The organism is Flavobacterium sp. GNP010 (assembly GCF_056428945.1).
In genome coordinates, this window is sequence record NZ_JBWJVK010000025.1 from 1 (window position 1) to 24,667 (window position 24,667).

At 32.5% G+C, this 24,667-nt stretch carries 20 protein-coding genes; 6 read left to right on the plus strand and 14 right to left on the minus strand.

The annotated features are described in order from the left end of the window. On the plus strand, nt 1–1,520 hold a 1,520-nt coding region (locus tag AC061C_RS11235), incomplete at its 5' end, for a T9SS type B sorting domain-containing protein (protein WP_478291249.1). A gap of 17 nt (nt 1,521–1,537) precedes the next feature. Next, nucleotides 1,538–2,539, plus strand: coding sequence for a PorP/SprF family type IX secretion system membrane protein (locus tag AC061C_RS11240; protein ID WP_478291250.1), 1,002 nt, complete (start codon nt 1,538–1,540; stop codon nt 2,537–2,539). 301 nt (nt 2,540–2,840) lie between these two features. Here the strand turns inward: AC061C_RS11240 and AC061C_RS11245 are convergent, their stop codons facing one another. The 6 genes from AC061C_RS11245 to AC061C_RS11270 form a co-directional block, all read right to left on the minus strand. Next, nucleotides 2,841–3,380 carry a hypothetical protein gene (locus tag AC061C_RS11245; protein ID WP_478291251.1) on the minus strand — a complete coding sequence of 180 codons (540 nt, stop codon included), beginning with the start codon at nt 3,378–3,380 and terminating at the stop codon, nt 2,841–2,843. 173 nt (nt 3,381–3,553) lie between these two features. Beyond that, nucleotides 3,554–4,711: an alpha/beta fold hydrolase gene (locus tag AC061C_RS11250; RefSeq protein ID WP_478291252.1), complete on the minus strand. Its 1,158-nt coding sequence runs from the start codon at nt 4,709–4,711 to the stop codon at nt 3,554–3,556. 614 nt (nt 4,712–5,325) lie between these two features. Then, on the minus strand, nt 5,326–5,835 hold the full coding sequence (locus tag AC061C_RS11255; protein ID WP_478291253.1) for a hypothetical protein: 510 nt from the start codon (nt 5,833–5,835) through the stop codon (nt 5,326–5,328). Between the two features lie 588 nt (nt 5,836–6,423). Then, on the minus strand, nt 6,424–9,120 hold the full coding sequence (locus AC061C_RS11260) for an NB-ARC domain-containing protein (RefSeq protein ID WP_478291254.1): 2,697 nt from the start codon (nt 9,118–9,120) through the stop codon (nt 6,424–6,426). Nucleotides 9,121–9,281: 161 nt separating this feature from the next. Then, on the minus strand, nt 9,282–9,917 hold the full coding sequence (locus AC061C_RS11265) for a hypothetical protein (protein ID WP_478291255.1): 636 nt from the start codon (nt 9,915–9,917) through the stop codon (nt 9,282–9,284). A gap of 451 nt (nt 9,918–10,368) precedes the next feature. Continuing rightward, on the minus strand, nt 10,369–11,238 hold the full coding sequence (locus AC061C_RS11270) for a DUF808 domain-containing protein (RefSeq protein ID WP_478291256.1): 870 nt from the start codon (nt 11,236–11,238) through the stop codon (nt 10,369–10,371). Between the two features lie 201 nt (nt 11,239–11,439). On the opposite strand from AC061C_RS11270, the gene AC061C_RS11275 reads away from it, so the two are divergent. Continuing rightward, nucleotides 11,440–11,907: an OsmC family protein gene (locus tag AC061C_RS11275; RefSeq protein ID WP_478291257.1), complete on the plus strand. Its 468-nt coding sequence runs from the start codon at nt 11,440–11,442 to the stop codon at nt 11,905–11,907. 91 nt (nt 11,908–11,998) lie between these two features. Here AC061C_RS11275 and clpB read toward each other — a convergent pair whose 3' ends face one another. After that, nucleotides 11,999–14,602, minus strand: a complete 2,604-nt coding sequence (gene clpB, locus AC061C_RS11280) for an ATP-dependent chaperone ClpB (protein ID WP_478291258.1) — start codon at nt 14,600–14,602, stop codon at nt 11,999–12,001. Between the two features lie 143 nt (nt 14,603–14,745). On the opposite strand from clpB, the gene ytxJ reads away from it, so the two are divergent. After that, complete coding sequence (gene ytxJ / locus AC061C_RS11285) at nt 14,746–15,135, plus strand: bacillithiol system redox-active protein YtxJ (protein ID WP_417967939.1); 390 nt, start codon at nt 14,746–14,748, stop codon at nt 15,133–15,135. Between the two features lie 203 nt (nt 15,136–15,338). Further along, a complete protein-coding gene (locus AC061C_RS11290) occupies nt 15,339–15,860 on the plus strand; it encodes a hypothetical protein (protein ID WP_478291259.1) in 522 nt (173 codons plus the stop codon). Between the two features lie 305 nt (nt 15,861–16,165). Here the strand turns inward: AC061C_RS11290 and AC061C_RS11295 are convergent, their stop codons facing one another. The 3 genes from AC061C_RS11295 to AC061C_RS11305 form a co-directional block, all read right to left on the minus strand. After that, nucleotides 16,166–17,326, minus strand: coding sequence for a hypothetical protein (locus tag AC061C_RS11295; protein WP_478291260.1), 1,161 nt, complete (start codon nt 17,324–17,326; stop codon nt 16,166–16,168). Next, on the minus strand, nt 17,313–18,311 hold the full coding sequence (locus AC061C_RS11300; protein ID WP_478291261.1) for a DUF2157 domain-containing protein: 999 nt from the start codon (nt 18,309–18,311) through the stop codon (nt 17,313–17,315). Before AC061C_RS11300 ends, AC061C_RS11295 begins: the two co-directional genes overlap by 14 nt. A gap of 145 nt (nt 18,312–18,456) precedes the next feature. Further along, nucleotides 18,457–19,032 carry a hypothetical protein gene (locus AC061C_RS11305; RefSeq protein WP_478291262.1) on the minus strand — a complete coding sequence of 192 codons (576 nt, stop codon included), beginning with the start codon at nt 19,030–19,032 and terminating at the stop codon, nt 18,457–18,459. Nucleotides 19,033–19,579: 547 nt separating this feature from the next. On the opposite strand from AC061C_RS11305, the gene AC061C_RS11310 reads away from it, so the two are divergent. Beyond that, nucleotides 19,580–19,735 carry a hypothetical protein gene (locus tag AC061C_RS11310; protein ID WP_478291263.1) on the plus strand — a complete coding sequence of 52 codons (156 nt, stop codon included), beginning with the start codon at nt 19,580–19,582 and terminating at the stop codon, nt 19,733–19,735. A gap of 491 nt (nt 19,736–20,226) precedes the next feature. On the opposite strand, the gene argH is transcribed toward AC061C_RS11310, so the two are convergent. The 4 genes from argH to AC061C_RS11330 all read right to left on the minus strand — a co-directional run bounded on the left by argH (nt 20,227) and on the right by AC061C_RS11330 (nt 24,666). Continuing rightward, a complete protein-coding gene (gene argH, locus AC061C_RS11315) occupies nt 20,227–21,507 on the minus strand; it encodes an argininosuccinate lyase (RefSeq protein WP_478291264.1) in 1,281 nt (426 codons plus the stop codon). A gap of 199 nt (nt 21,508–21,706) precedes the next feature. After that, complete coding sequence (locus AC061C_RS11320; RefSeq protein ID WP_478291265.1) at nt 21,707–22,777, minus strand: M20 family metallo-hydrolase; 1,071 nt, start codon at nt 22,775–22,777, stop codon at nt 21,707–21,709. Between the two features lie 82 nt (nt 22,778–22,859). After that, nucleotides 22,860–23,645, minus strand: coding sequence for an acetylglutamate kinase (gene argB / locus AC061C_RS11325; RefSeq protein WP_478291266.1), 786 nt, complete (start codon nt 23,643–23,645; stop codon nt 22,860–22,862). A 76-nt stretch (nt 23,646–23,721) separates the two neighbouring features. After that, nucleotides 23,722–24,666 carry an N-acetylornithine carbamoyltransferase gene (locus AC061C_RS11330; RefSeq protein ID WP_478291267.1) on the minus strand — a complete coding sequence of 315 codons (945 nt, stop codon included), beginning with the start codon at nt 24,664–24,666 and terminating at the stop codon, nt 23,722–23,724. Nucleotide 24,667 lies beyond the last annotated feature (1 nt).

The following is a 24,667-nucleotide window of genomic DNA, read 5'->3' on the forward strand; positions in this document are numbered from 1 at the left end:
GTACAGATAAGTTGCAGGTAATTCTACTTCAAAATAATGAAATACGATTAGAATATACAAAAACAGAGATTGCTTGCTACAACTATTCTAATGCTTCGATTACTATTACTAACATTACGGGAGGAATTCCGTTTACTACCGGAGAGCCGTATTTGATAACTTGGAGTACTCTAGGAACGGGAAGAGTACAAAATAATCTATCTGCGGGATCTTATACTATCACGATTACTGATGCTTTAAATTGTGTGAAAGTATTTCCTATCATTATTGATAATGCGCCAGTTTTTACGATAAATCCAAATGTGAAACAGATTTCATGCTATGGTGCAAAGGATGCATATATTAGACTGAATCTTGTTGGAGGTAAAGCTCCAGTTACTTTAGTGTGGGATGATAATGCAACTGCCGGCATAGAACGAAATAATTTGGGACCTGGTAAATATGCAGTTACTATAACAGACGGAAAATTTTGTAAAATAAGGGAGGAATTCATTATCAACGAACCATTGTTATTAGAGTTGAGAGCAGATGTTGCCAACCCTTTAGATTGTTTGAATGCGAATACAGGTTCAATTAATTTAGTAGTAACTGGTGGTATGCCTCCTTTTAATTTTTCTTGGTCTAATGGCGCTACTTCAGAAGATTTACAAAACCTTCCTCCCAATAATTATACCGTAACGGTCACTGATGCTAATGGCTGCAAAAAATCTGAATCGTGGAAGATTATTCGATTTGATCAATTAACACCTTCGATTGAAGTTTTGACAGATTTTGACTGTAACACTAAATACGTTAAACAAACATTTGTAGGAAAAGTAAAAGGCGGAATTCCACCGTATCAATTAAGCTGGTCTGATGGCGTTGTTACAGGCGTCAACAATGAAATAATGAATACCAATAATAATGGCTTGGTTATTTTTAGTGTTACGGATAGTTTTGGGTGTACTGCTAATATTACTTATAATGTTGATACTCCTGTATTAGGCGAAGCAAACTTCAAAACAAGTTCTTATGGGAATGATGTTTATGGATTGTACTCTATTTATGACCCAATTTTGTTCAACAATTTAGCAACAGGAGATTTTATAAAAAGTGCTTGGGATTTTGGAGATGGTAATTTTTCTGATGAGGAAAGTCCAAAACACATTTTCACAAAAACAGGTACTTATACGGTCAAACAAACCGTCACTTATCCGTTTGGTTGCCAATATATTTACAGCGCCACTGTACTGGTAGAAAAAGGATATAGTCTAATGATGCCAAATGCATTTACCCCAAATGGTGACGGTGTAAACGATACTTTTTCACCTGTATTTCTAGGTTTCATAGAAATGACTTTAGACATTTACGATACATGGGGCAGCGTAGTACACAGTGAGAAAGGACAAACCTTGAGTGGCTGGAACGGAAAAATTAAAGATTTAGATGCTGAAAATGGAAATTACCAATTCAAACTCACGGCAAAAACTTTTTATAATCACACCATAATCGAAGATGGTGCCTTTACATTAATCAAATAAAGCGACGCATAAATCGAATGAAAATTAAGCTATTTATTATAATTATATCCTGTTGTATTTATTCAAAAGTAAACGCGCAAGATCCTGTTTTTACACAATATTTTTTGGTTCCAGAAACGTTGAATCCTGGTTTTTCAGGTTTTATGGAAACCACTTATACCGGCGTTATCCATAGAGAGCAATGGCCTGATTTAGATTTAAAAATTGACACTGATTACGCTTTTTTTAATACTTGGAACGAAAAAATGAGTAGTGGATACGGTATTAGTGTTTTAAACCAAAGAGAAAATGTCACCAACTACAATTTCACGCAAATCAATGCTAATTATGCTTATAAGGTAAGAGTTAGTGATGATTGGGATTTCAGACCTGCAATTGAAGTTGGTTTTGGACTCAAATCATTTGCGTTTCAAAATTTATTATTAGAAGATCAAATAAATATAAGAACAGGAATTGTAAATTCAAATTCTGTTGATCCATTGTTGCGAAACAATAAAATAAGTTTTTTTGATGCGAGCGCAGGAATGGTTTTTAATACTGATTCTATGTGGATCGGTCTATCTATGAAGCATCTTAACAAACCCAATATAGCATTTACCGAAGATGGAAATGTGCCTTTGAATACTTTTTTCTCGCTGAGCACCGGTTATGAATTTCTGCTGGCAAACTATATCGACGTAAAATTTTTTCCGTACGCGACTAAAATGTTTGTAACTTCAAATTACATGCAACAAGGCCGCTATAACCGACTCGATGTTGGGGCTTCTATCTTATTCGAAAAAATGTTTTTTGGGGCAACTGCCGTAACAAATCCTGCTAAAAATGGTTTTAATAACCAGTTGCTTACCTCTGTCAATCTTTTTACGGGGTTGCAATACAATCATTTACGATTGGGACTCGCTTATGATTTAAATACGTCCAAAATTGGAAAAACAGGTGGTATCTATGAACTTTCTTTGACCTATCAATTTAATTTGGATGTCAAGTGTTTCGGTTGTCCTAACTACACCGGAAAATAGTATCACGGTAGTACACCTAAATCCGAATTTGAAAATACTAGCTTGCGGCTTTTGTATCTCGACTGCGAAGTTGGGATACTTCGTAGAATTTTAGATTTATGTCCAAATGTGAAGGAAAACACGTAAAAACCATATTGATTTTACCGCATATAACTAGAGACTCACATGCATTTTGTTATTCTTTTAAAAAGCTTTCGATAACTCCTTAAGTGTTTACGGCATATAATCTGTAGCGTTCAACAGCGTCTTCATTGTTCATGCGACGCAGGAAACGAAGAACTCTAACTTTTGGCAGTAGCTATTATATTTTCTGTAATTTGATTAAATATGTTAGATTATTAGCAACTTTTTTTGTGTATTCTCTACCATTAAACATTATTGTACTTCCTGCAAACATATAATGTTCAACTTCTTTAGTAGTTTTTAATATGAATTTATCTTGATGCTTATTTGAATATTTAGCTTCAATGCAATTTATATCTTTAAAATTTATTGCCTTTTTATCATAAATTTTCTTAATCATAGAATTATTTTCAATCTTGACTTCTTTAATTTTAAAATCAATAATTACTTTATTCAATTTTTCGAAATATTTATAGGCAATCACATATTGAAAAATTAGTATACCGAAGAAATAAAGTATTTGTTCGGATTTTAAACCGTCTTTAATATAAAAGTACAATAAGAAAAAAGGCAAAACATAAACGAGTATTAGAACTGCTGTTTGATGATTTTTTGGAGTGAATATTATTTGATCACCATTTTCTGTTTTCTGATATTCTATTTGCATAAAATTTTCTTTATTCACTAGAATATTTTCTATTTCGCTAATGTAATTCATATTTTATCTTAATCGATATTTGAGGTGTTTAATGTCAATGTTTTGCCACTTTGAGCTGGCCGAAAGTTCGTTACCGCTCAATTTTATGCTTAACGAAAACTTGATGCGAAACGGTAATTCCACTAAATTCCGGCTAGCTCAAAATGGCTGTTTTGCGTACGTTTTTTCATTTACTATTGTTTTAAAAGTTCTTCTAAAACTCTTTTGCCATTTTCATTTTCGGGATTTAATTCAATAGACTTTTTATACATTTTAATTGCTTCTTCTTTTTTGTTAATTTTTAATAGTATTTCTCCATAACTATCGTAAGCATTTCCACTGGTAGGATATAATAATACGTTTAATTTGAAAATTTCTAAAGCTTTTTCATTCTCGTTCTTGTTTAAATATTCGTAACCTAAATTATTCAGATTGTCTTCCGAATGTATGTAAGTAATATTTTCTTTTTTGACGTTGTTTGATGAACTAATGGCATAATTTAGAGTACGTTCATAAACTTCCGTTTTCTGTTTTTTATCTAGAGTTTCAGCATAACTTTTAGCTATTGTTGTTATGACTAAAGTTGGATTATCAAACCAAATTCCGTGACCACATTCAAATGCGGTAATACCGATACTTTTTGGATGACTAGCAACAAAATTTTTATGACATTCTTTCCAATGTTCTACTTTTTCAGTTTCTTTAAAAGATGCAATTCCACTAATTAAATCTACAACTGGAATATTTTGTGGAATTGAAATTTCACTCATCATTTTGACAGTTTCGCGTATATTTGTCGCCATGTAATATATAGGGAGATTGTTTTTTTTCCATTCTGGAATAAGTAGTTCTTGATTTTTTAAATCGCTTTCTACAAACTTTTCCATAAAATTATGGTTTACATCTATTAATACAATCGATTTTACAAGATTTGGATTCCTTACTGAATATAAAGTTGAAAAGTAACCGCCAAAAGAATGAGAAACTAACATAATTTGTTTATTGTAACCCAATTTTTTTAATCCTGTTTCTAAATCAACAAGGCTATTTAACATACCGTGTTTTGAGTCTTCAGTTTCTAAAGTATTCATAGTGCTTTTACCTAAACCTTCTCTATCATATGTTATTATTGTTGCTCCAGTTAAATCTGCAATTGGTTGCAGAATAGAATTCCAAACTCTTCCATCACTTCCAGCACCTGCTTCAAAAAGAATTGGAATTCCTGAACCTTTTATAATGGTAAAATGTAGTTTATGATTTCCTACATCCACTAAAGTATCAATTGTTTGAGATTGACTTTTTATTGAACTAAAAAGTGTAAAAAAGATAATAACTTTTAAGAATAATTTCATTTTAAAATTTTAAGTTTTTGTTTTTTCGTTTTTTGGTTCGTTTTGGTAAAATGGTACACAACTCATATACGTACGAAATAAACCTTCGTATATCCACCTAAAAATAGATAAATTGACAAAGGTTTGTTTCGGTTTATTTCTTTTCAAATATATTAAAATTTTCTTACAAATAAGTAAACATCTTTTTTATCCAATATGAAAAGTAACAGAATCTAAAATTTAAAAAAGCACTTTATTCGAAAACTTTATTCTGGATAATATCGTTGTCACATAGCCCAGATGGGAGCAAGTATCCTTTTTATAAATGAAACCCGAGAGGGTTGCGTTTATAAAGATACTGCGGCAGCTGGCAGCCAAATTACAATTTCCTGTAAAAGCTAAATAATGGTAAAGGGCATGTTTGACCGAAAGTGAATGAAAACATATAAAAATCATCTTGATTTTACCCCACAAAAAAAGAGGAGACTCAATCCTCTTGTTATTCTCTCTCTAAAATTTACGATAAGTACATAGTTCCTTCCAGTGACCGGTTCCGTTCAACACGGGTTTCATTTTTCGTGCTGTGCACGCAGCGAAAACCTAACTGTTGTGTGCTGCCTTTTTTATGATTATCATTAAAATTTTATTATGTCTCGTTTACAAAAATATTTAGGACTAATTTCTGAATTCACACATCCACCTTCATAATAATTGTTTTTATCGTATGATATGTATGTTGTGTCTCCTTTTTTGTCAACGTTTCGATAAATAATTTCAGTTCCAAGTCCGTAACGAATAGGTATAGTTTGGTCTTGTCTTGAGCATTTGGGGCAAACTATTTTACCATACTTTTTATTGTATTTTCTAGGAATTTGAATTGTAAACTTAAGAGTATCTATTTCTGTTGATATTATAGTTGAAGCATAATTTTCGCCGATTCCAATTCCACGGTAATAAACATCAAATTCTTTGTCAGCAGATGCAGAAATTTTAAACGTTCCATTTTTATCAACAATGCTTTGAGCAATTACTAATGTGTCGATACGAAAATCGATAATAAGTCCTGTTATATCCTTTTTGGTTTGTTCGTCTGACACGACAGTTCCAATAAAAATAGTGTTCTTCTTGGGTATTATGAAACCCAAAGTTAAAATTGTCAATATTATTAGTGTTAGTTTTTTCATAGGTTTCACAAAACTAGTATATAGACGAAATAAACTTAGTATATCCACACAAAAATGGCTTGATCGGCAAGGTTTATTTTTCTTTATTTCTTTTCAAAATTATTAAAATTTTCTTACAAATAGGTAGTCATCTTTTTTATCCAATATGAAAAGTAACAGAATCTAAAATTTAAAAAAGACTTCATTAGAAAACTTTATTCTGAAAAAAACTCGTTGTGAATTAGCCCAAATGGGAGCAAATACGCTTTTTATAAATGAAAATGAGAGGGTTGCGTTTATAAAGATACTGTGGCAGCAGGCATCCAAATTACTAATTCCTGTAAAAGCAAAATTATGGGTAAAGAAATTGATGCCCGAAAGTGAATGAAAAACAAGTAAAAACCATCTTGATTTTACCGCACAAAAAAAGAGGCTCACTTGCCTCTTGAAATTCTCTCTCTAAACTTTACGATAACTCCATAAGTGTTGACGGCATGTAATCGGTTCCGTTCAACACAGGTTTCATTGTTCGGCTTGCAGCCGCAACGAAACCTTATCTGTTATGTGATGTTATTTTTTTAATTTGTCAAGTAACAACTCACCAAATGCAGAAACCTTAGTTTCTTTTGTTAAATTCACCTCAGTATTTAGTTTGTTTTTATTTTCTATATTATCTACTTTATTGAGTTTAGATATGAAGGGATTATGATAGTTCTGAGGCATTTCTTCAATTATTTTATTACATATATCTTTTGTAAAATCATATCTATTGTTCCTAATACAAATTTCAGATAAATGAGTTAAACCGTCTAAGACCTGATTTCTACAGTTCGGAGATAGTGTCATTAAGTCTATAGTTTTAATATATTTCCATAGTTTTAATCCTGGAAATCTTAGAATATCCCTAAATTCTATTTTTTGCTTTTGATATAAATTTTGATATTGTTTTTCATCAATTTCTCCACTTCTCAGTAAAGTTTTCAGCTCATCTCTTTCACTAACTACTAAAATAGACTTGTAAGTAGTTAACATTCCTAATACTTCTAAATCATTCTCTAAAGGAAGAGTTTTTGAATTTAGGCTAAGAAAATTTGACAAAACTTGAATTGATTTCAATTTGTTTTCATAATTACCATCAGCCCAACAAGTCGGTGCGAAATTTATTACATATGCAAAGTCTTTACTGAATAGGTGATTGTAATCATCAAACAGTTTTATTGCTTTGAAATGTTTACCCCTTGTTGTAACTAGATACTTTGCAAAATTTAGTAAGGCAGTTCTTTTTAATTCGTATGGTGTTTTTTCCCTATTAAGTATATATCTATATTTATTTTCAACTTCAATTTCACTTTCTATTAATTTAGAAGTATCTGCATTTGCTAATAATGCTTCTTCGGTCGAATAATTTTCATCGACATTTAGTAAATTAAATCTACTTGTAATTCCTCCATCATATTCAGGACCTTTTTTACTGTAATAAACTTTCATTAAATTATATACCTCGAAAGAATAAACTTTAAAAAAGTCTTTGTCTTCAATTGTTATAATTTTAAGTTTTACAAGTTCACTCAATGAGGCTTGAAAATCTTCCTCTTTGTCTTCTTTATTTAATATAAATCTTAAATTGTTCAGCAGCCCTGTTAAATCGTTTTCTTCTGTAATAAGACTTATTGCTAGAAACATATTTTTAGCGTCTAATGATAAATAATCATAGATTCTATCATAAAGAAAGTTAATAGCTTCTTTTGTGGTATTAATATTGATCTTTGTAGCTTCTTTAAGGCTTCCAAATTGAACAGTTAGAATACCCAATTGCAAAATAAATAATGGTCTACCAAAAGTAATTTCAAAAATTTTATTTTGAAGCTCAGAACATTTTAATTCATCATTTAAATGAGAAATATTGTAATTAGGAAATTCATTTTTTATGGATTCTATATAAAACTTAATTGTTTCTTCTTTATTTAATTCTTTAGTCTGAATTTCTTCTCCAGTAATTAAATTTACAGCTCTAGTAGTTAAAACAACCTTATGATGATTAATATCTAATTTTTTAATAAACTCAATGATTTTAGATTTTTCTGACTTTGAAAATGTTTCATAATCATCAATTATTATAAATAATTTTCCTTTAAATTGTATAATGTTTTCTTCATTATAAACGTTTTCATCAAACATTATTAGATTAATTTTTGTAACAATATCTTCTAATGAAGTAATTTTATCTGATATATTAAAAACTTTACCTTGATAATAATTGTAATATCTGTCTTTTGCCGATAAAAATATAATATAATCAAATACTTTTTTTTCTTGATTACAAAGTGTTTCACATACTCTCTGAATGGAAGCTGTTTTGCCTACACCACCGTGTCCCCATATTGTCGCAAATACAAAAGCTTTACTTTTTTCGAGAAAAGTAATTACTTTACTCGTAATACCAACATCAATGTATTTTTTATAATTTTTATCAAAAATATTTATTACTGTACCATTCGCTGACTTTATTTTAAAATTATCCTGACTAATAATTAGTTTCTCAAACTCTAAAACGTCAATAACTTTCTGTCCAGTTTTATTTATTCTATTATATTTTGTTCTTCCTGTTAATTTCTCATCAATTGAACAAAATGAGTAAAACTCATCTTCACTCTCTATTAAAATAAAAGGAGAAACACGTAAGTAACTATTACTATCTGTTTGTACATAAACATCGCCAACATTAAATTCTTTCGTTTGTCTTGGGCATACCCAACCTTTATAGTTTGCTCCATCAGATTCATAAATAATGCCTTTAAAACTATCTGATTCAGAACTTGTTACTTTTATTAATTTTACATCACTGAATATTGTATTAACTTCTTTGTCCTCAAATATTTTAAAGAATTCCTCATAAAATTCAATTATATTTTCTTTATCGTCTTCAAAAGAATATCCATGCCCGATTTTTTCATTTCTAAAAGCCGGATATTCATTAATTTTTTGGCTCAATTTTTTTATAGCTTTATTACCAAAAAACTCATTAGAAATATCTAAAGTTCTTATTATTTGAATAATTGAACCTATTGATGGTTTAAGTATTGCATTTATTATTTGTTCTTTATTGTTTTCTTCAATTTTGTCAAAATTTTGATTCCATAGATAAGCCAAAATGAAAATTAATTTCAGTTCTAATTTAGCTTGATAATAAGTTCTAAGGTCACCATATTGATTTTCAAATTTTAAAAATTTTATTTTACGATCTAATTGACTAAATATATAATTCATTTGTAGAGTTTTATTGGTTTATAATATCACATAACGTTCCTGCGCTTGTTGATGTTGCGGACTTCGAAGACGAGTATTTTCGGCTGAACGAAAATACGATTTAAAAACGATAATTCCACTAAATTCCGCAGTAGCCAAAAATGTGTAGTAGCGGTAGTACACTATATTAGAGAAAAAATCTTTTCAATAAATAAAATTATTTTTCCAAATTTATATATTTTTCCAGCTTTTGATTTTACAATATTTATTGTCTTTGCTGAATCTATTTCTTGTTTAATTAAATTAAAAATCTGTTCGTAATTTTTTCGATTTTCTGGAGAAATATGTTCCATTACCGAGCTAACTTTTGTTAGTAAACCTTCAAGTTCTAAAAATGATTTTTCAACTGTATTCTCTTTTAATGAACAAAAAAAGTAATCGATAATTTCTTTGTCCTTAACTTGAAAAAATAAAATTGCTGGTGTTTTAACCTTATCTTCTGCGTCAAATTCTTCAAAAAGAAATTCGTTCATTTCTTTTACAAAATTATTACTCGATTTCTGTTTATATTCAGAAGTTAATTCAAGGTAAAAAACCGTTAAATTATGACCAGATATTTCATTCAGAGCATTAAAATATTCATCATCTTTAAGAACTTTTGTTACTTGTGGATTTTTAAAATCGTGTACAATTAATGCGAAGGAACTTGCTTTGCCTTCTTCTTGATGTTCAGAACAAATCTTTTTGAAATTTTGGGAAAATTCCTTGATGTAAATTCGGGCACCAGTCCCTGGATTTCTAACGTAAATTGGAAACATATATTTGTAGTTTTTTTAGTATAACTGCTAACTAGTATATAGGCGAAACAAAACTTCGTATATACACCCAAATACGGGCAGATTGTCAAAGGTTTATTTCGCATTATTGATTTTCAAATATATTAAAATTTTCTTACAAATTATTAAAAGAGCTTTTTATTCTAATATGATTTATAAGAGATTGTAAACTATAATAAAACATTTTTTCCGGCAACTTTATTCTGGAAAAAAGTCGTTGTCAAATAGCCCAGATGGGAGCAAGTATCCTCTTTATAAATGTAACCCGAGAGGGTTGCGTTTATAAAAAGATACTGCGGACAGCGGGACAACTCGTCTTGAAAAAACAAAGCCGCATGCTCCTAAAAAAAGAAATAAAAAAACACCAGCCTCTTGACTGATGTTTTCCTTGTTTATAAATTATGTATGCGACTAAAGTGTATTGAATTGCTGCTTAATTCTTGCCAATGATCTTTTTGAATGCGGTTACAATCCCTAAAACTAGCAAACCAACTGCAAGTCCAATTACAAATTCTGTGAGGATAGCTGGTACTTGTGGTAATAAATCGTGTAAAAAATAAATATTGTGTACAAATATTCCGCCTGCCACTAATAGTAGAGCAATTGTTCCTATTACAGATAAACTTTTGATGACTTTGGGTAACGCTTGCACTAATACATTTCCTAGTTTATTGGTAAAACTGCCTTCATTGCTATTAACTTTAATCAACTTTAAACCTGCTTCGTCCATGCGAACAATTAAGGCTACGATGCCGTAAACGCCTACTGTAGCTATGATTGCAATGATAGTTACGACCATTATTTGTGATAAAATGGGTTTGCCTATGACAGTTCCGAGGGCAATAATTACGATTTCTACAGAGAGGATAAAATCAGTGACAATAGCCGATTTTATTTTTTCTTTTTCGAATGCCAAAATTTGTTCTTCGGTCATCGGCTCCAACGAAATTTCGTGCTTTGCATGTTCGTGCGTAAAGAAATATTCGTATATTTTTTCGGCACCTTCATAGGCCAAATAGAGTCCGCCAAGGACTAAGATTATAATAACAGCTATGGGCAAAAAGGCGCTCAACAAAAAAGCGATGGGTAAAATGATTACTTTATTTATTAAGGAACCTTTTGCGATGGCCCATAGAACAGGAAGTTCTCTGGAGGAGATAAATCCAGAGGCTTTCTCAGCATTTACGGCTAAATCATCGCCTAAAATACCTGCCGTTTTTTTGGCTGCCACTTTACTCATAACCGCAACATCGTCCATAATTGCTGCGATATCATCTAATAGTGCGAAAAAACCTGATGCCATTTTGATTGTTTTAGAAACCGCATTGATTTTGGTAGTGCTTTGCCAAAATTTAAGCTGCGTGTTTTGTTTATTCCTGCGAAGCTAAAACTTTTTTTATTTACTCTATTTATAAAACGGGTGATTTTTTTAGTTAATATTCGCCCAAAAAATCTTTCTGCAGTAGTAGTCTCGTTTTTATTTACTTTTGAAATAAAAAAAAGGATGGGGTTCAAACATATATTTAAAGCCAAATTAGATTGGTTTTTTTCTAAAAAGGAAGCGGTAACGTATACTAAAAGTCATACCATAGCCATTGACGGTAAGGCTGTTTTACATGTTTCGGCTGCTAAAGCTTTTAAAGGCGATCCTGCTTTGTACAATCCTGAAGACTTGTTATTGAGCAGTGTGGTTTCCTGTCACATGATGTCGTACTTATATGTTTGCAGTCAAAATGATATCGACGTGGTTTCCTATACAGACGAAGCTGAGGCAACGCTGGAGGTTTTGGAAGATGGTAGCGGTCGTTTTATAGCCATTAATCTCAATCCGAAAGTTTGTATTACTAATAAAGAGAAAATAGAAGAAGCACTTAGCTTGCATAAAAAAGCAAACCAACTCTGTTTTATAGCCAATTCGTGTAATTTTCCAATTTTCCATTTTCCAACTTGTGAAATTAAAAATAGCAATTAAATCAGCCGGTTTACTCTATAAAAACATAATAGCATAAAAAAACACCAGCTTTTCGACTGATGTTTTCCTAGGTTTAAATGCTTCTAGTTTCTTAAGAAACCAATTCTGTTTGATTTCTAAAAACTAATTTCCCATCAAAAGCATCAATCAAAACAATGCTGTCGGTTGTTATTTTTCCAGATAGAATTTCTTTGGACAGTTCATTGAGTATATCCCTTTGAATGACCCGTTTTACTGGTCTGGCCCCAAATTGCGGATCGTATCCTTTCTCGGCTAAATAGGCAATAGCTTCTGGAGTAGCGTCCATAGTGATACCTTGGAGCGCTAGCATTTTTGTCACGCTTTTCAGTTGAAGTCCAACTATTTTGGTAATATTTTCATTGGTTAATGGTGTAAACATCACAATTTCGTCAATACGGTTAATGAATTCCGGACGAACCGTTTGTTTCAATAATCCCAATACTTCTACTTTTGCAGCTTCGGTTGCGGCTTCGACACTTCCTTTCAAATTATCAAATTTATCCTGAATAATTTGACTTCCCATATTCGAAGTCATGATGATAATCGTGTTTTTAAAATCGGCCAAACGTCCTTTGTTATCTGTCAAACGTCCTTCATCCAAAACTTGAAGCAAGATATTGAAGGTATCTGGATGTGCTTTTTCAATTTCATCCAAAAGGATTACTGAATACGGTTTTCTACGAACGGCTTCGGTCAATTGTCCGCCTTCATCATAACCTACATATCCGGGAGGCGCACCCACTAAGCGGCTTACGCTGTGGCGTTCTTGATATTCGCTCATATCAATACGGGTCATTGCATTTTCATCATCAAATAAATATTCGGCTAAGGCTTTTGCTAATTCGGTTTTACCAACTCCCGTCGTTCCAAGGAAAAGAAAGGTTCCCACCGGTTTTTTCATGTCCTGTAATCCGGCACGGCTTCTGCGCACGGCATCACTCACGGCTTGAATGGCTTCTTCTTGTCCTACGACTCTTTGATGCAATTCATCTTCCAGTTTAAGCAGTTTTTCTCTTTCGCCCTGAAGCATCTTCATAACTGGAATTCCAGTCCATTTTGCTACGACTTCCGCAATATCTTCGCGGGTCACTTCTTCCTTTATTAGGGATGTTCCAGATTGATTTTCTTGTAATTGTTTAGTGAAGATTGCTAATTTTTCTTGGGCTTCCTTAATTTTTCCATAACGAATTTCAGCTACTTTTCCGTAATCGCCATTACGTTCCGCACGCTCAGCCTCGTATTTAAGGTCTTCAATTTCGGTTTTTACCGCTTGAATGTTGTCAACTACATCTTTCTCTGATTTCCATTTGGCATAAATCTCGTTGCGATCTTCTTTTAGATTGGCTAAATCGAGTCCTAAAATTTTTAGTTTTGATTCGTCTTTTTCTCTTTTAATGGCTTCGATTTCGATTTCCAACTGCATGATTTTTCGATCCAAAACATCCAGTTCTTCGGGTTTAGAATTGATTTCCATGCGCAGTTTTGAAGCTGCCTCGTCCATTAAATCAATAGCTTTGTCTGGAAGAAAACGATTGGTGATATACCGTTGTGATAATTCGACAGCCGCTATAATTGCATCGTCCTTGATTTGGACTTTATGATGTGTTTCGTATTTTTCTTTGATACCACGCAAAATTGAAATGGCACTTTCGATATCTGGTTCTTCGACCATTATTTTCTGGAAACGTCTTTCGAGAGCTTTATCTTTTTCAAAGTATTTTTGATATTCGTCTAATGTTGTTGCCCCAATAGCACGGAGTTCACCGCGAGCTAAGGCAGGTTTCAAGATGTTGGCCGCATCCATAGCGCCTTCGCCACCTCCTGCACCCACAAGCGTGTGAATTTCGTCAATGAATAAAACAATATCACCTTCGGCGGCAGTGACCTCTTTCACCACAGATTTTAGTCGTTCTTCAAATTCTCCTTTGTATTTGGCACCGGCAATTAGTGCGCCCATATCGAGTGAATACACGATTTTGTCTTTTAGGTTTTCGGGAACGTCGCCATCTACGATTCTGTGAGCTAATCCTTCAGCAATAGCGGTTTTACCTACGCCGGGTTCGCCAACTAACATTGGGTTATTTTTTGTTCTTCGGGTTAAAATTTGTAACACCCTGCGTATTTCTTCATCACGACCAATAACAGGATCGAGTTTTCCGGATCGAGCGAGTTCATTAAGGTTTCGGGCATATTTATTTAAGGAATTGTAGGTTTCTTCGGCAGAGGCAGAGGTTACTCTTTCGCCTTTTCGCAATTCTTCAATAGCGGCTTTCAATCCTTTTCCGGTTACGCCTTGATCTTTTAATATTTGGGCTGCTTTGGTTTTAGAATCAAAGATTGCCAAAATTAAATGCTCCACAGAAACGTACTCATCATTCATTTTTTTGGCAATGATTTCTGCTTCATTAAGGGTTGTATTTGCAGTTCTAGAAAGCATTATTTCGCCTCCGGAAACTTTCGGGAAACTCTGAATGGTGCTGTCCAATATTTGAAGAAATAGCGGGACATTCACGTTCAGTTTTTTTAATATAAAAGGAGCTACATTTTCATCAATCTCAAAAATCGCTTTAAAAATATGTTCGTTTTCTATTTGTTGCTGGCCGTAACTTTGTGCCAATTGTTGCGAAAGTTGAATGGCTTCCTGAGATTTTATGGTGAATTTATTTATGTTCATGGCTTTATATTGTTTGTGTTATTTACTTAACTTCGCAAATTAATCTTCAATTTATATTCCAATACAATAATACAGACAAATTGACGGAAATTTCATGATTTTTATCATGTTTTTAAGTCAAAATGTCTTAAAACAAGACAATTATGAGTTTTTTTAAAAATATGTTCAGTAGTTCAGATGAAAAGGATTTAAATGAAAATAAAATCAATTGGAATGAACTAACCGATTTAGGGCAACTGAATGAAATTATAGCTATGTCGAATGAAAAACCTGTGGCTATTTTTAAACACAGTACCCGATGTAGCGTAAGTAGAATGGCATTGAAACAATTTGAAAATGAGTTTGATAGCTCAGATAAAGTTACACCTTATTTTTTAGATTTAATCGAATATAGAGCTATTTCTAATGCTATTGCAGAGCAATTTGGGGTAACGCATCAATCGCCACAATTGATTTTGATTAAGGAAGGGAAAGCCATTTATAACGTTTCGCATAGTGATATTGATGCGGAGGAGTTGGGGACGAAACTGTAATCAATCTTTGTCATATTTTAAAAATAGTCGATTCGAAAAATAGCATAAATGAAAATAAATAATTTGTTAATAGCAGGAGTAATAAGTATCCAATTATTAGTGTCTTGTACAGCAACTCGAATTAGTGAAGTAAAACCCTATAATAGTTCCGAATTCCTTTTGGCACCAATAAAACAGCATTACTAGTAAGTAGCGATGAAGTAATGGTGAACGAATTTACTAAGACATTTAGCAAAAAGTATAAACAAAAAGAAGATTTTATTCAGCAGTTTGATAGTCTCTTTTCAATAACATTGAAAAACGAGAATATTTTTGGTAATGTTAAATACGATCGATCACTAGAATTTCTTTCTAATGATAGTTTCACAGTCAATCAGGAGCAACAAAAAAAAGTAGATTCTTTATTTACAAATTCAACTGCCGATTATTTGATAAGAATTTTGCGTCACGAAATCACTAACAGCATTCAAGGGAATCCTGGCGTAATGATGCCAATGGCTGGCGGTGGCATGGGAATGAGAGGAGGCGGTCAAAGTGAAAGTTGTATTGTAAATTCTCATTTTCAGATTTACGATGTTAAGACACGAAAAAAAGTATTAGATTTTGTGTCAAAAGGAAGCGCAGGCGTAGTTCTTTTTGCATTTGAACAAGCACTTAATAATGCGATTGGTAACTCCATCAAAAATTCAGCGATTTATCTTAAAACAGGTACTATTAAGTTCTAGGCTAAACACCTTATAGTAAAAACCGCACATACGCAAAGTAAAGATTTAAATCTAATTTGCGAATGTGCGGTTTTATTTTTTTTAAAACTTAAGTTTATTGGAATCCAGGAAAAGTAAAAGGATAGGCTGTAAAACAAGAAATAGTGTTACCAGAAGATTTTTAATTATCAATATTTCACTTTATAGAAATCACTATTATATTTTTAATATCATGTTTTTTAGAATATAATGCAGCAAAAAGTGATAAGAGTTCCAATGGTTTGGTTTTGATTTTAAAAATATGATTTAAGTTGAATACATCTACCTTAAAAACTACCACCAGAACCTCCGCCACTAAAACCTCCATCACCAAATTCCATAGGCGATTCCACTGTAGTTTCGGGTTTTAATCCCAATTGTGACGCCAAAAGTATTTCGGCAGTGCCAAATAGATTTCCTTGTGAAAAACGATCTGGCTGAAAAGTAACTCCAGTGGTATTGTTTTTAATCTTTTTTATGACAAAAAAAGTAAAAGCAAATAATACCAAACCACCAATGGTTAGTGCAATTTCAATAGGTAGTACGAAATAGTAAAAACGGATGGTGTATATAGAAAAACAAATAGATGCGATCCCTATCCAAAGCATAAAGCGGTCTTTTTTGTATAACGAGCAAACCAAATAACTGACAGGAACTATAAACGTAAATCCATAAAAGAAAAAGGCAAACGGAATATCGTTATTTGTTGTAACAATTACACCCAATAATTCGCTTGAGAGTTCTCGCACTACCATATAATTTCCTGATACGTAAAATAAAATCAGTGCAAAAGCTTGTGTAAAAACAATTCCTTTAGAATAAAATGGTAGTGTTAATTTTTCTAAAAGTTTTTTGCTACCTAAATAGATGGCTATTGCAAAAAGCATCATTACAAAAGGCAGTATCGTTTTTGCGGAAGTTCCCAATTCAAACATCATGAAAATCAATGAACAAGAGAATGCCATACAAAATAGGATCGCCATTGATAGCTGTACATATCTAAGATAACTAAGCAAAGAGGTTAGTGAGAGTATTAATGCGATAGTAAGTTCGTTTCCGTCTGTTGAAATGCCTATTGCAATTGCTAAGCACAATTGTGCACCAAGTAGGAAAGCATCATCAAGGCCATAACCGTAATATTTTTGTTTGGTTAAAATTTCTGTACCAATGAAACCAATACTAGCAATACTATAAACCAGAAATTGATAATTTTCATTCATTGCATCTAGGCTAATTAAAGTAAGAAAGCCACAAATAGAGGAATATAAAAAACTCCCTAAAAGCAAAAATCCAATTCGTATTAATATGTTTTTCTGACTTTTAAGAACGGTTAAATTTTTATCAATCAAATTAAACTGACTAGCATTGATAAATCCTGCTTTTTTTAGAGAACGTCCTTCTTCAACCTGAAACTCTTGCTCTAATTCGGTTTTGTTATATTGTATCATAATTAGCTTTTTTATTAAATTGTTTAATAAGTCGAATAAAGTAAATGATGGAACCAATAAAGTAAAAGGGTACTACGAAAAAGAAAGGGATCATTAATTCACTATCAATGTTGATGAATGCTAAAAATTTGAATAGCATTACATTAATACTGATATAAGCGTAGATTAAGGTAAATACAAACAAAGAAACCGATTTAATGAGGTAACTGGTACGGTAAAAATAGTAGCAGGATCCAGCCATTAGTATTATAAAAATACCCCAATAACCATCTGATAAATTATTAATACAAGCGATGCTGAAAATGTGCAAAGCAAACGTGAGAAATACTAAGCTAAAATGTTTCTTTAGGTCGTTTTTAGCACTGTATATCGTCCAAATTACCAATAAAATACTTAATGAAATAGCCGAGTAGCTCAGGGTATTGTTTTCATAAAAATCATTGTGAAGTAAAGTCTGTGGAGAAACGGATAAACCAATGTATGCTGCTAAACCGGTTATTGCGATTGATAAGACACTTTTATTATCAAAATAATAGGCACAAAAGAAAGCTATTGCTGTAGGGAAGATTGTGGCGAGTCCGTATTGAGTACCAAAAACAGCGTATTGAAATTGCAGATAGCCAACAAAAATGCAACTTAATAATACTGCTGCCAAAATCAGGTAATCAAAAATAGGATTTTCAAATTGAGTTTGTTGTTTTTTAAACCCAGAGGCGTTTTTAAAACAGAAGTAAAAACAAAAAACGGTAACCAAAAGTAATAAAGCCAATATAGCGACATGCCCAATGCTATCAATATTTTTATAAATTAAAATACCGATACCTGAGGTAAACAGTAATACAGAGGCATACATGAATAATTTTAGCTCAGTATGTAATGAAAAAAAATCTAAATTTCGATAGGCCTGCACTTGATCGAATTGTTCAGGGGTTATTAATTTTTTTCCCAAAAGACTTTTCATTGCCTCTTCTTCAAATTTTTTCATATTTTAAACTTAAAATAACTAATTACTCAAATGTATGTACTTAATAGTAATTTTTTTATTTAAAATTGGAAAGAGATATAAAAAAAATGCGCTAGAATCAACTAGCGCATTTTTAAAAAATAATTATTTAGGATATAAATCTCAATTATTTTTGGATTTTGATATCTGCAACAATTCTAGGATTAGAACCTACTCTAGTTACAGATTTAACGTAGATAACTCCTTTTTTACCAGCAGCGTTTTTAAACAAAACAACAAGCGGTAATTTGCTGTCTGGAAATGATTCTCCATCATCAGCAATAGTTAGACTATTTAATTCTTCTCCTTTTTCCAATTTATTGAATTGGTCAATAGTATACTGATTTGTTACATAATTGATGTAATCTGTATTTGTTGCGTTAGCAGAAACACCATTTTCTACATTTTTAGGGCTAACAAAATAATTTACCGACATACTACCACCATAGAAAGCAATATCAATTTTTGGTAAAATAGTACCATCTATTTGACTCTTTTTGTATGATTTTCCGGTTTCTGTTGAGAAAAAACGTCCCGCCTCAAATCCTTCAGAGAAATCTAAAGAAAAAGATACATCTTTGAATGTTTTTAAAGTTGCTGTATCAACAACTTCAATTACCTTGTTGTCATCATCACTAGAACAACCAGTGAAAATTGATGCGCAAATAAATAATACTACTGCAAATTTTTTTGTAATGTTCATTTTATAAATTTTTTAAATTTTGTACGAATATATAATTAAAAAATAGAATTAATGGGAAATGAGTACTTATTTTTTAAGTTTTTTATGACAATTATTCTGAGCATTTTTTTATTGTAAAAACAATTCTGTAATTCAAATAATTACATATTTTATCATGACTCTAATTAAATTGGGATCTAGGATGTTGAGTTTAAAAGCAAGCTCTAAACATATTATTTTCGAAATTTACTATTTGAAGGATCTAAACCTTATAATGTTGACAGTCGTGATAATCTTACCTCGAAAGTTACAAATATATTGATAGATCATTTTGAATTTTAAGAAGGACTGGAGTGTAATTTTGACAGTATAGGAGCCGAAGATAATGTCTTTACTTCTTGCCACAAATTTACTTATCTAAACATGCCAAAAACCGATGGATCATTAAGTGAAGATTATCATCGTTTTACAAATCTGGTTGTTTCAAAAAATAAATAAATCTCCCGCTTACGAGCACTATAGTATCACTTTTAAAAATTGTTATTTGGTCAAAGGTTGCAAGCAGAGAATGCCTCGTATAAGAAATGCCAAACTTTTCACATTAAATTGTTATTACAATGCTTCAAAATCTGTTTCTCTTGCAATTGCTTTAGGAGGTGGAGTAAAAAACTCAACTTGTGATGTTGAAGGTACTAATTTCACTGATGTTGATAAGGTATTCTAAAATTATATTAGTGCGGATAACTGAACTCTAGGAATCACTTTTCAAATTATTATAAAGGTCCTATCGATTTTGGTACCGAAGTAAATAAACCAACCTATAACTATACTATAATTTCATTAAGAAAAGTAGAAGGATATGTAGCAATACGCACTGTGGAGTCGAAGCAACTAGGCAGGTCGGTACTACTGGCGTTATAAGTACAAACTTCAACAATTAAATAACGCTATTTTATTGGTCTCAAAAATAGTTAAAACTATGTACTTTAGTGCATTTCCCTTTCAGGTTCTAAAAATATTTACCGCAAATTCGCAAATTATTTTTTACGTTGCAAGTCTTTAAATTTGCGAATTTGCGGTGGATTTTACATTTTAACCTCGCAGACTTTCAGTCTGCCAAACAAAATCTATGGACTTTAAGTCCATAGTGGTTTAGTTAAAAAAAAACCGATTGGTGTGTGTTACAAATCGGTTTTTTTATGAATTAAAATGCTTTTAAAAAGCAGCTTTCATTTTTTCTATAATCTCGTACAAACATAGATTGTTGATACTTCCTTCATGTGTATGTTTGGTTTCTTTTGGTGAAGTAAAAGTTCCGTTTTCCAATTGTTCTGCAACGGCTTTGTATGCATCTCTAAACGGCATTCCGGCAACGACCATTTCATTTAAAGTGTCAACCGTAAATAAATAATTGTATTTTGGATCGGCAAGAATATTGTCTTTTACTTGAATGTCTTTTATAGAAAAAATCGCGATATCTAAGCAGGCTTTCAGGTTTTGAATGGCTGGAAACAATCCTTCTTTCAACAATTGTAAATCTCTGTGATAACCACTCGGCAAGTTGTTAGTAATTAAAGTAATTTCATAAGGTAAGGCTTGAATTTTATTGCATTTTCCACGAATTAACTCAAATACATCTGGGTTTTTTTTGTGTGGCATGATGCTGGAACCTGTTGTAAGATGCGACGGTAAAGTAATGAAATCAAAATTCTGACCCATATACAAACAAACATCCATTGCAAATTTTGAAAGCGTAGCGGCCACGCTGCTCATGGCAAAAGCAACTGTTTTTTCTGATTTTCCACGACTCATTTGAGCGGCTACCGAATTGAATTTTAATGTTTCAAAACCCAGTTCTTGTGTTGTAAAAGTTCTATCAATAGGGAAGGAGCTTCCGTAGCCTGCGGCAGATCCCAATGGATTTTGGTCTACAATTTTCAAAGCGGCATTCAGCATTGTGATATCATCAATCAAAGTTTCGGCGTAAGCGGAAAACCACATTCCGAAAGACGATGGCATTGCAATTTGTAAATGGGTGTAGCCAGGCAATAATACATTTTGATGTTTCTCTGCTGATTCCATCAGTAAATCAAAAAGGTTTTTAACTTGTTCTTTTAGCTCTATTACTACATCTTTTAAATATAAATTAACATCTACTAAAACTTGGTCGTTACGAGAACGCGCGGTATGAATTTTTTTTCCGGCATCGCCTAATTTTTCTGTTAGCAAATATTCAATTTTAGAATGTACATCTTCATAGGAATCTTCAATTGTGAAATTTCCAGCAGCAACATCAACAATAATTTCGTTCAAAGCAGCTACTAACATATCTGTTTCATTGGCTGTCAATAAACCAATGTTTCCGAGCATTTTAGCGTGTGCAATTGAACCTAAAGCATCGTATTTTGCCAGAACTAAGTCCAGTTCCCTGTCGTTTCCCACAGTGAAATGTTCGATTTGTTTATCTGTTGGTATTCCTTTTTCCCAAAGTTTCATATTGTTTTTTGTTTCAGGTTTAAAGTTTCAGGTTGAAACTTGCATTATCTACAGGAATCGTTTTCATAGCCCCGATTACTTCACTTAATTTCTATTTTCATTGGAGTTCAGTGAACTTCGTTTGTAGTGAAAATCCTTTTATTTTTTTCTTTAAAAAATAAAAGATTGTAACGGATAGCGGGATTAGCTCCTAATCATTTTATTGTTTGAAAAAATCAGTTAGTATGTTGATATACAATTGGATTCCTTCTTTTATTTCATGTATAAATATAAATTCGTTTGCGGAGTGTGACCGCAGGGTTTCACCAGGCCCTAGTTTCAATGATTTGCAACTCAAAACCGATTGATCTGAAAGGGTAGGCGAGCCGTAGGTGGTTCTTCCTAATGCGATTCCGGCCTGCACCAATCCATGAGAAACAGGAATAGAAGAAGCGTTTAAATGCATAGATCTTGGATTAATGTCCGCAGCAACATTTGCTCTTACAGTTTCTAGAATTTCTTGATTGCTGTAACAATCATTTACCCTGATATCTACAACCAAATGGCATTCTGCAGGAACTACATTGTGTTGTTTTCCGGCATTAATTTGGGTTACGGTCATTTTAACAGGACCTAAAACCTCTGAAATTTTTTCGAAATTGTAGCTGTTAAACCATTCGATTATGGGAATTACTTTGTAAATGGAATTGTCAAGATTTTGATGAGCGGCATGACTGGCGGTACCTTTTACGATGACATCGAGAACTAATAAACCTTTTTCGGCTATGGCCAATTGCATTAAAGTGGGTTCGCCAACAATGGCACAATCTAGTTCAGGCAAGTGCTTTAAAGCACTGTTTAAGCCGTTTTTTCCACTGCTTTCCTCTTCGGCCGAGGCTACCATCACCAAATTGTAAGGTAAATTTTCATGGGAATAAAAATGGACAAAAGTAGCTAAAAGAGAAACCAAACATCCGCCAGCATCATTGCTGCCTAAACCAAATAATTTACCCTCTTTTTCAATGGCTTGAAAAGGATCATGGGTATAGCCTTGATTTGGGTTTACCGTGTCGTGGTGAGAATTCAATAATAGTGTAGGTTTTTTTGCATCAAAATGTTGATTGAAAGCCCAAACATTATTGTTCTCACGTTTAAAAGGGATGTTGTTTTGTGTAAACCAATTTTCAATTAAAAGTGCTGTTCGATCTTCTTCACTGGAAAATGACGGTGTTTCAATAAGTGCCTTTAATAGCGCAATGGCTTCTTGTGTAAGGATTTCTATGTTTTTCATACTTATTTTAGCCACAGATTCAACGATTTTTTAAAATTGAAAAGAAATTTTTTCAAAATCGGTGAGACTTGTGTTTCACTTTTTATAATTTGATATTTGTACAAATAGCCGTTGCATCTTGCAACATGCGGTGATGCCCTATTTTTATTTTTTGAACTCCTTTGTTTAAACTATTAAAACAGTTGTCCAGTTTAGGAATCATTCCAGAATGTATGGCTTTTTCTGCTTTTAATTTTGCATATAATTCGGGATTCATGTTTTCGATAACTGAAGAATCATCTTCGGCGTCGAATAAAACTCCTGGTTTTTCAAAACAGTAATTCAAAGTTACCTCAAAAACTTCTGATAAAGCGATTGCTAGTTCACTAGCAATAGTGTCTGCGTTTGTGTTTAATAATTGTCCGCTGCCATCGTGTGTGATGGCGCAAAATACGGGTACAAGATTATTTACAAGTAACGTTTCTAGTAAGGGTGTATTCACTTTATTGACATCACCTACAAAACCATAATTTATTGTGGGGTGATTTCGTTTGACTGATTGAATTAAATTCCCGTCAGCTCCAGAAAAACCTATTGCATTGGTCGAATTGGCTTGTAATTGTGCTACGATATTTTTGTTGATTTGGCCAGCATAAATCATGACTACAACTTCTAGCATAGCGGCATCGGTGATGCGTCTTCCATCAATCATTTGTGGAACTAAACCCATACTTTCGGCTAATTTTGTAGCTGATTTTCCACCGCCATGAACGAGTACTTTGTAGCCTTCAATCTTAGAAAAATCAGTCAAAAAATGAGCCAATTCCATCGGGTTATCAATGATATTTCCACCAATTTTTTGTATCGTTATCGGTTTTTTATTTTCCATTTAAAAAAGGTTCTGAGGTTCTCAGATACAAAGGGTATAAGAACTTAGTGTCTTAGAAACTTTGCATCTCAGCGCCTTATTTTTTCAATATTTTTTGAAGCACTAATTGTGCTGCGAAAGTTCTATTATTGGCTTGTTCAATCACAATTGAGTTAGGGCTGTCAATTACTTCATCTGATACGATCATATTACGCCTTACGGGCAAACAATGCATAAATTTTGCATCGTTAGTTAATTTCATTTTATCAGCTGTTACGGTCCATTTTGGATCAGAATTTGTAATTTGTCCGTATTCAATATAGTTACTCCAATTTTTGGCATAAATAAAATCGGCATTTTTAAATGCTTTGTTTTGATCGTATTCAATTTTTGAATCTTTCGTAATTTCAGGATTCAATTCATATCCTTTTGGATGAGTGATTACAAAATCCATATTTTTTTGTAACTGCATCATTTCTACAAAAGAATTGGCAACAGCTTGAGGTAACGCTTTAGGATGTGGTGCCCATGTTAAAACCACTTTGGGTCGGTGTTTGGGTTTAAATTCTTCAATGGTAATAGCATCAGCCAGCGCTTGTAATGGATGTCCCGTGGCGCTCTCCATGTTAATAATAGGAACGGTTGCATATTTTATAAAACTAGACAGCACTATTTCGGCATTGTCTTTTTCTTTATCAACTAATCCAGCAAATGCTCTTATAGCAATCACATCACAATATTGAGAAACAACAGCGGCTGCTTCTTTAATATGCTCTGATGCACTCGAGTTCATTACGGCACCTTCTTCAAATTCTAGGGTCCAACCTTCATTGGTAAAGTTCATGACCATGACATTCATTCCTAAATTTAAGGCAGCTTTTTGCGTACTCAATCGCGTTCTTAAACTAGAATTAAAAAACAATAATCCTAGTGTTTTGTTTTTACCTAATTTTTTATTTTTGAGTGGTTTTTTCTTGATTTTAAGGGCTTTTTTAACCCATGTTTCAAGTACATCTATAGTATTGACAGCGTTGTAATTCATG

What these genes read in the sequence shown, in the direction of transcription:
- AC061C_RS11240 (WP_478291250.1), top strand. Translation starts at nt 1,538, where the DNA reads ATGAAAATTAAGCTATTTATTATAATTATATCCTGTTGTATTTATTCA.
- AC061C_RS11245 (WP_478291251.1), bottom strand. Translation starts at nt 3,380, where the DNA reads ATGAATTACATTAGCGAAATAGAAAATATTCTAGTGAATAAAGAAAAT.
- AC061C_RS11250 (WP_478291252.1), bottom strand. Translation starts at nt 4,711, where the DNA reads ATGAAATTATTCTTAAAAGTTATTATCTTTTTTACACTTTTTAGTTCA.
- AC061C_RS11260 (WP_478291254.1), bottom strand. Translation starts at nt 9,120, where the DNA reads ATGAATTATATATTTAGTCAATTAGATCGTAAAATAAAATTTTTAAAA.
- AC061C_RS11265 (WP_478291255.1), bottom strand. Translation starts at nt 9,917, where the DNA reads ATGTTTCCAATTTACGTTAGAAATCCAGGGACTGGTGCCCGAATTTAC.
- AC061C_RS11270 (WP_478291256.1), bottom strand. Translation starts at nt 11,238, where the DNA reads ATGGCATCAGGTTTTTTCGCACTATTAGATGATATCGCAGCAATTATG.
- AC061C_RS11275 (WP_478291257.1), top strand. Translation starts at nt 11,440, where the DNA reads ATGGGGTTCAAACATATATTTAAAGCCAAATTAGATTGGTTTTTTTCT.
- clpB (WP_478291258.1), bottom strand. Translation starts at nt 14,602, where the DNA reads ATGAACATAAATAAATTCACCATAAAATCTCAGGAAGCCATTCAACTT.
- ytxJ (WP_417967939.1), top strand. Translation starts at nt 14,746, where the DNA reads ATGAGTTTTTTTAAAAATATGTTCAGTAGTTCAGATGAAAAGGATTTA.
- AC061C_RS11290 (WP_478291259.1), top strand. Translation starts at nt 15,339, where the DNA reads ATGGTGAACGAATTTACTAAGACATTTAGCAAAAAGTATAAACAAAAA.
- AC061C_RS11295 (WP_478291260.1), bottom strand. Translation starts at nt 17,326, where the DNA reads ATGATACAATATAACAAAACCGAATTAGAGCAAGAGTTTCAGGTTGAA.
- AC061C_RS11300 (WP_478291261.1), bottom strand. Translation starts at nt 18,311, where the DNA reads ATGAAAAAATTTGAAGAAGAGGCAATGAAAAGTCTTTTGGGAAAAAAA.
- AC061C_RS11305 (WP_478291262.1), bottom strand. Translation starts at nt 19,032, where the DNA reads ATGAACATTACAAAAAAATTTGCAGTAGTATTATTTATTTGCGCATCA.
- AC061C_RS11310 (WP_478291263.1), top strand. Translation starts at nt 19,580, where the DNA reads ATGCCTCGTATAAGAAATGCCAAACTTTTCACATTAAATTGTTATTAC.
- argH (WP_478291264.1), bottom strand. Translation starts at nt 21,507, where the DNA reads ATGAAACTTTGGGAAAAAGGAATACCAACAGATAAACAAATCGAACAT.
- AC061C_RS11320 (WP_478291265.1), bottom strand. Translation starts at nt 22,777, where the DNA reads ATGAAAAACATAGAAATCCTTACACAAGAAGCCATTGCGCTATTAAAG.
- argB (WP_478291266.1), bottom strand. Translation starts at nt 23,645, where the DNA reads ATGGAAAATAAAAAACCGATAACGATACAAAAAATTGGTGGAAATATC.
- AC061C_RS11330 (WP_478291267.1), bottom strand. Translation starts at nt 24,666, where the DNA reads ATGAATTACAACGCTGTCAATACTATAGATGTACTTGAAACATGGGTT.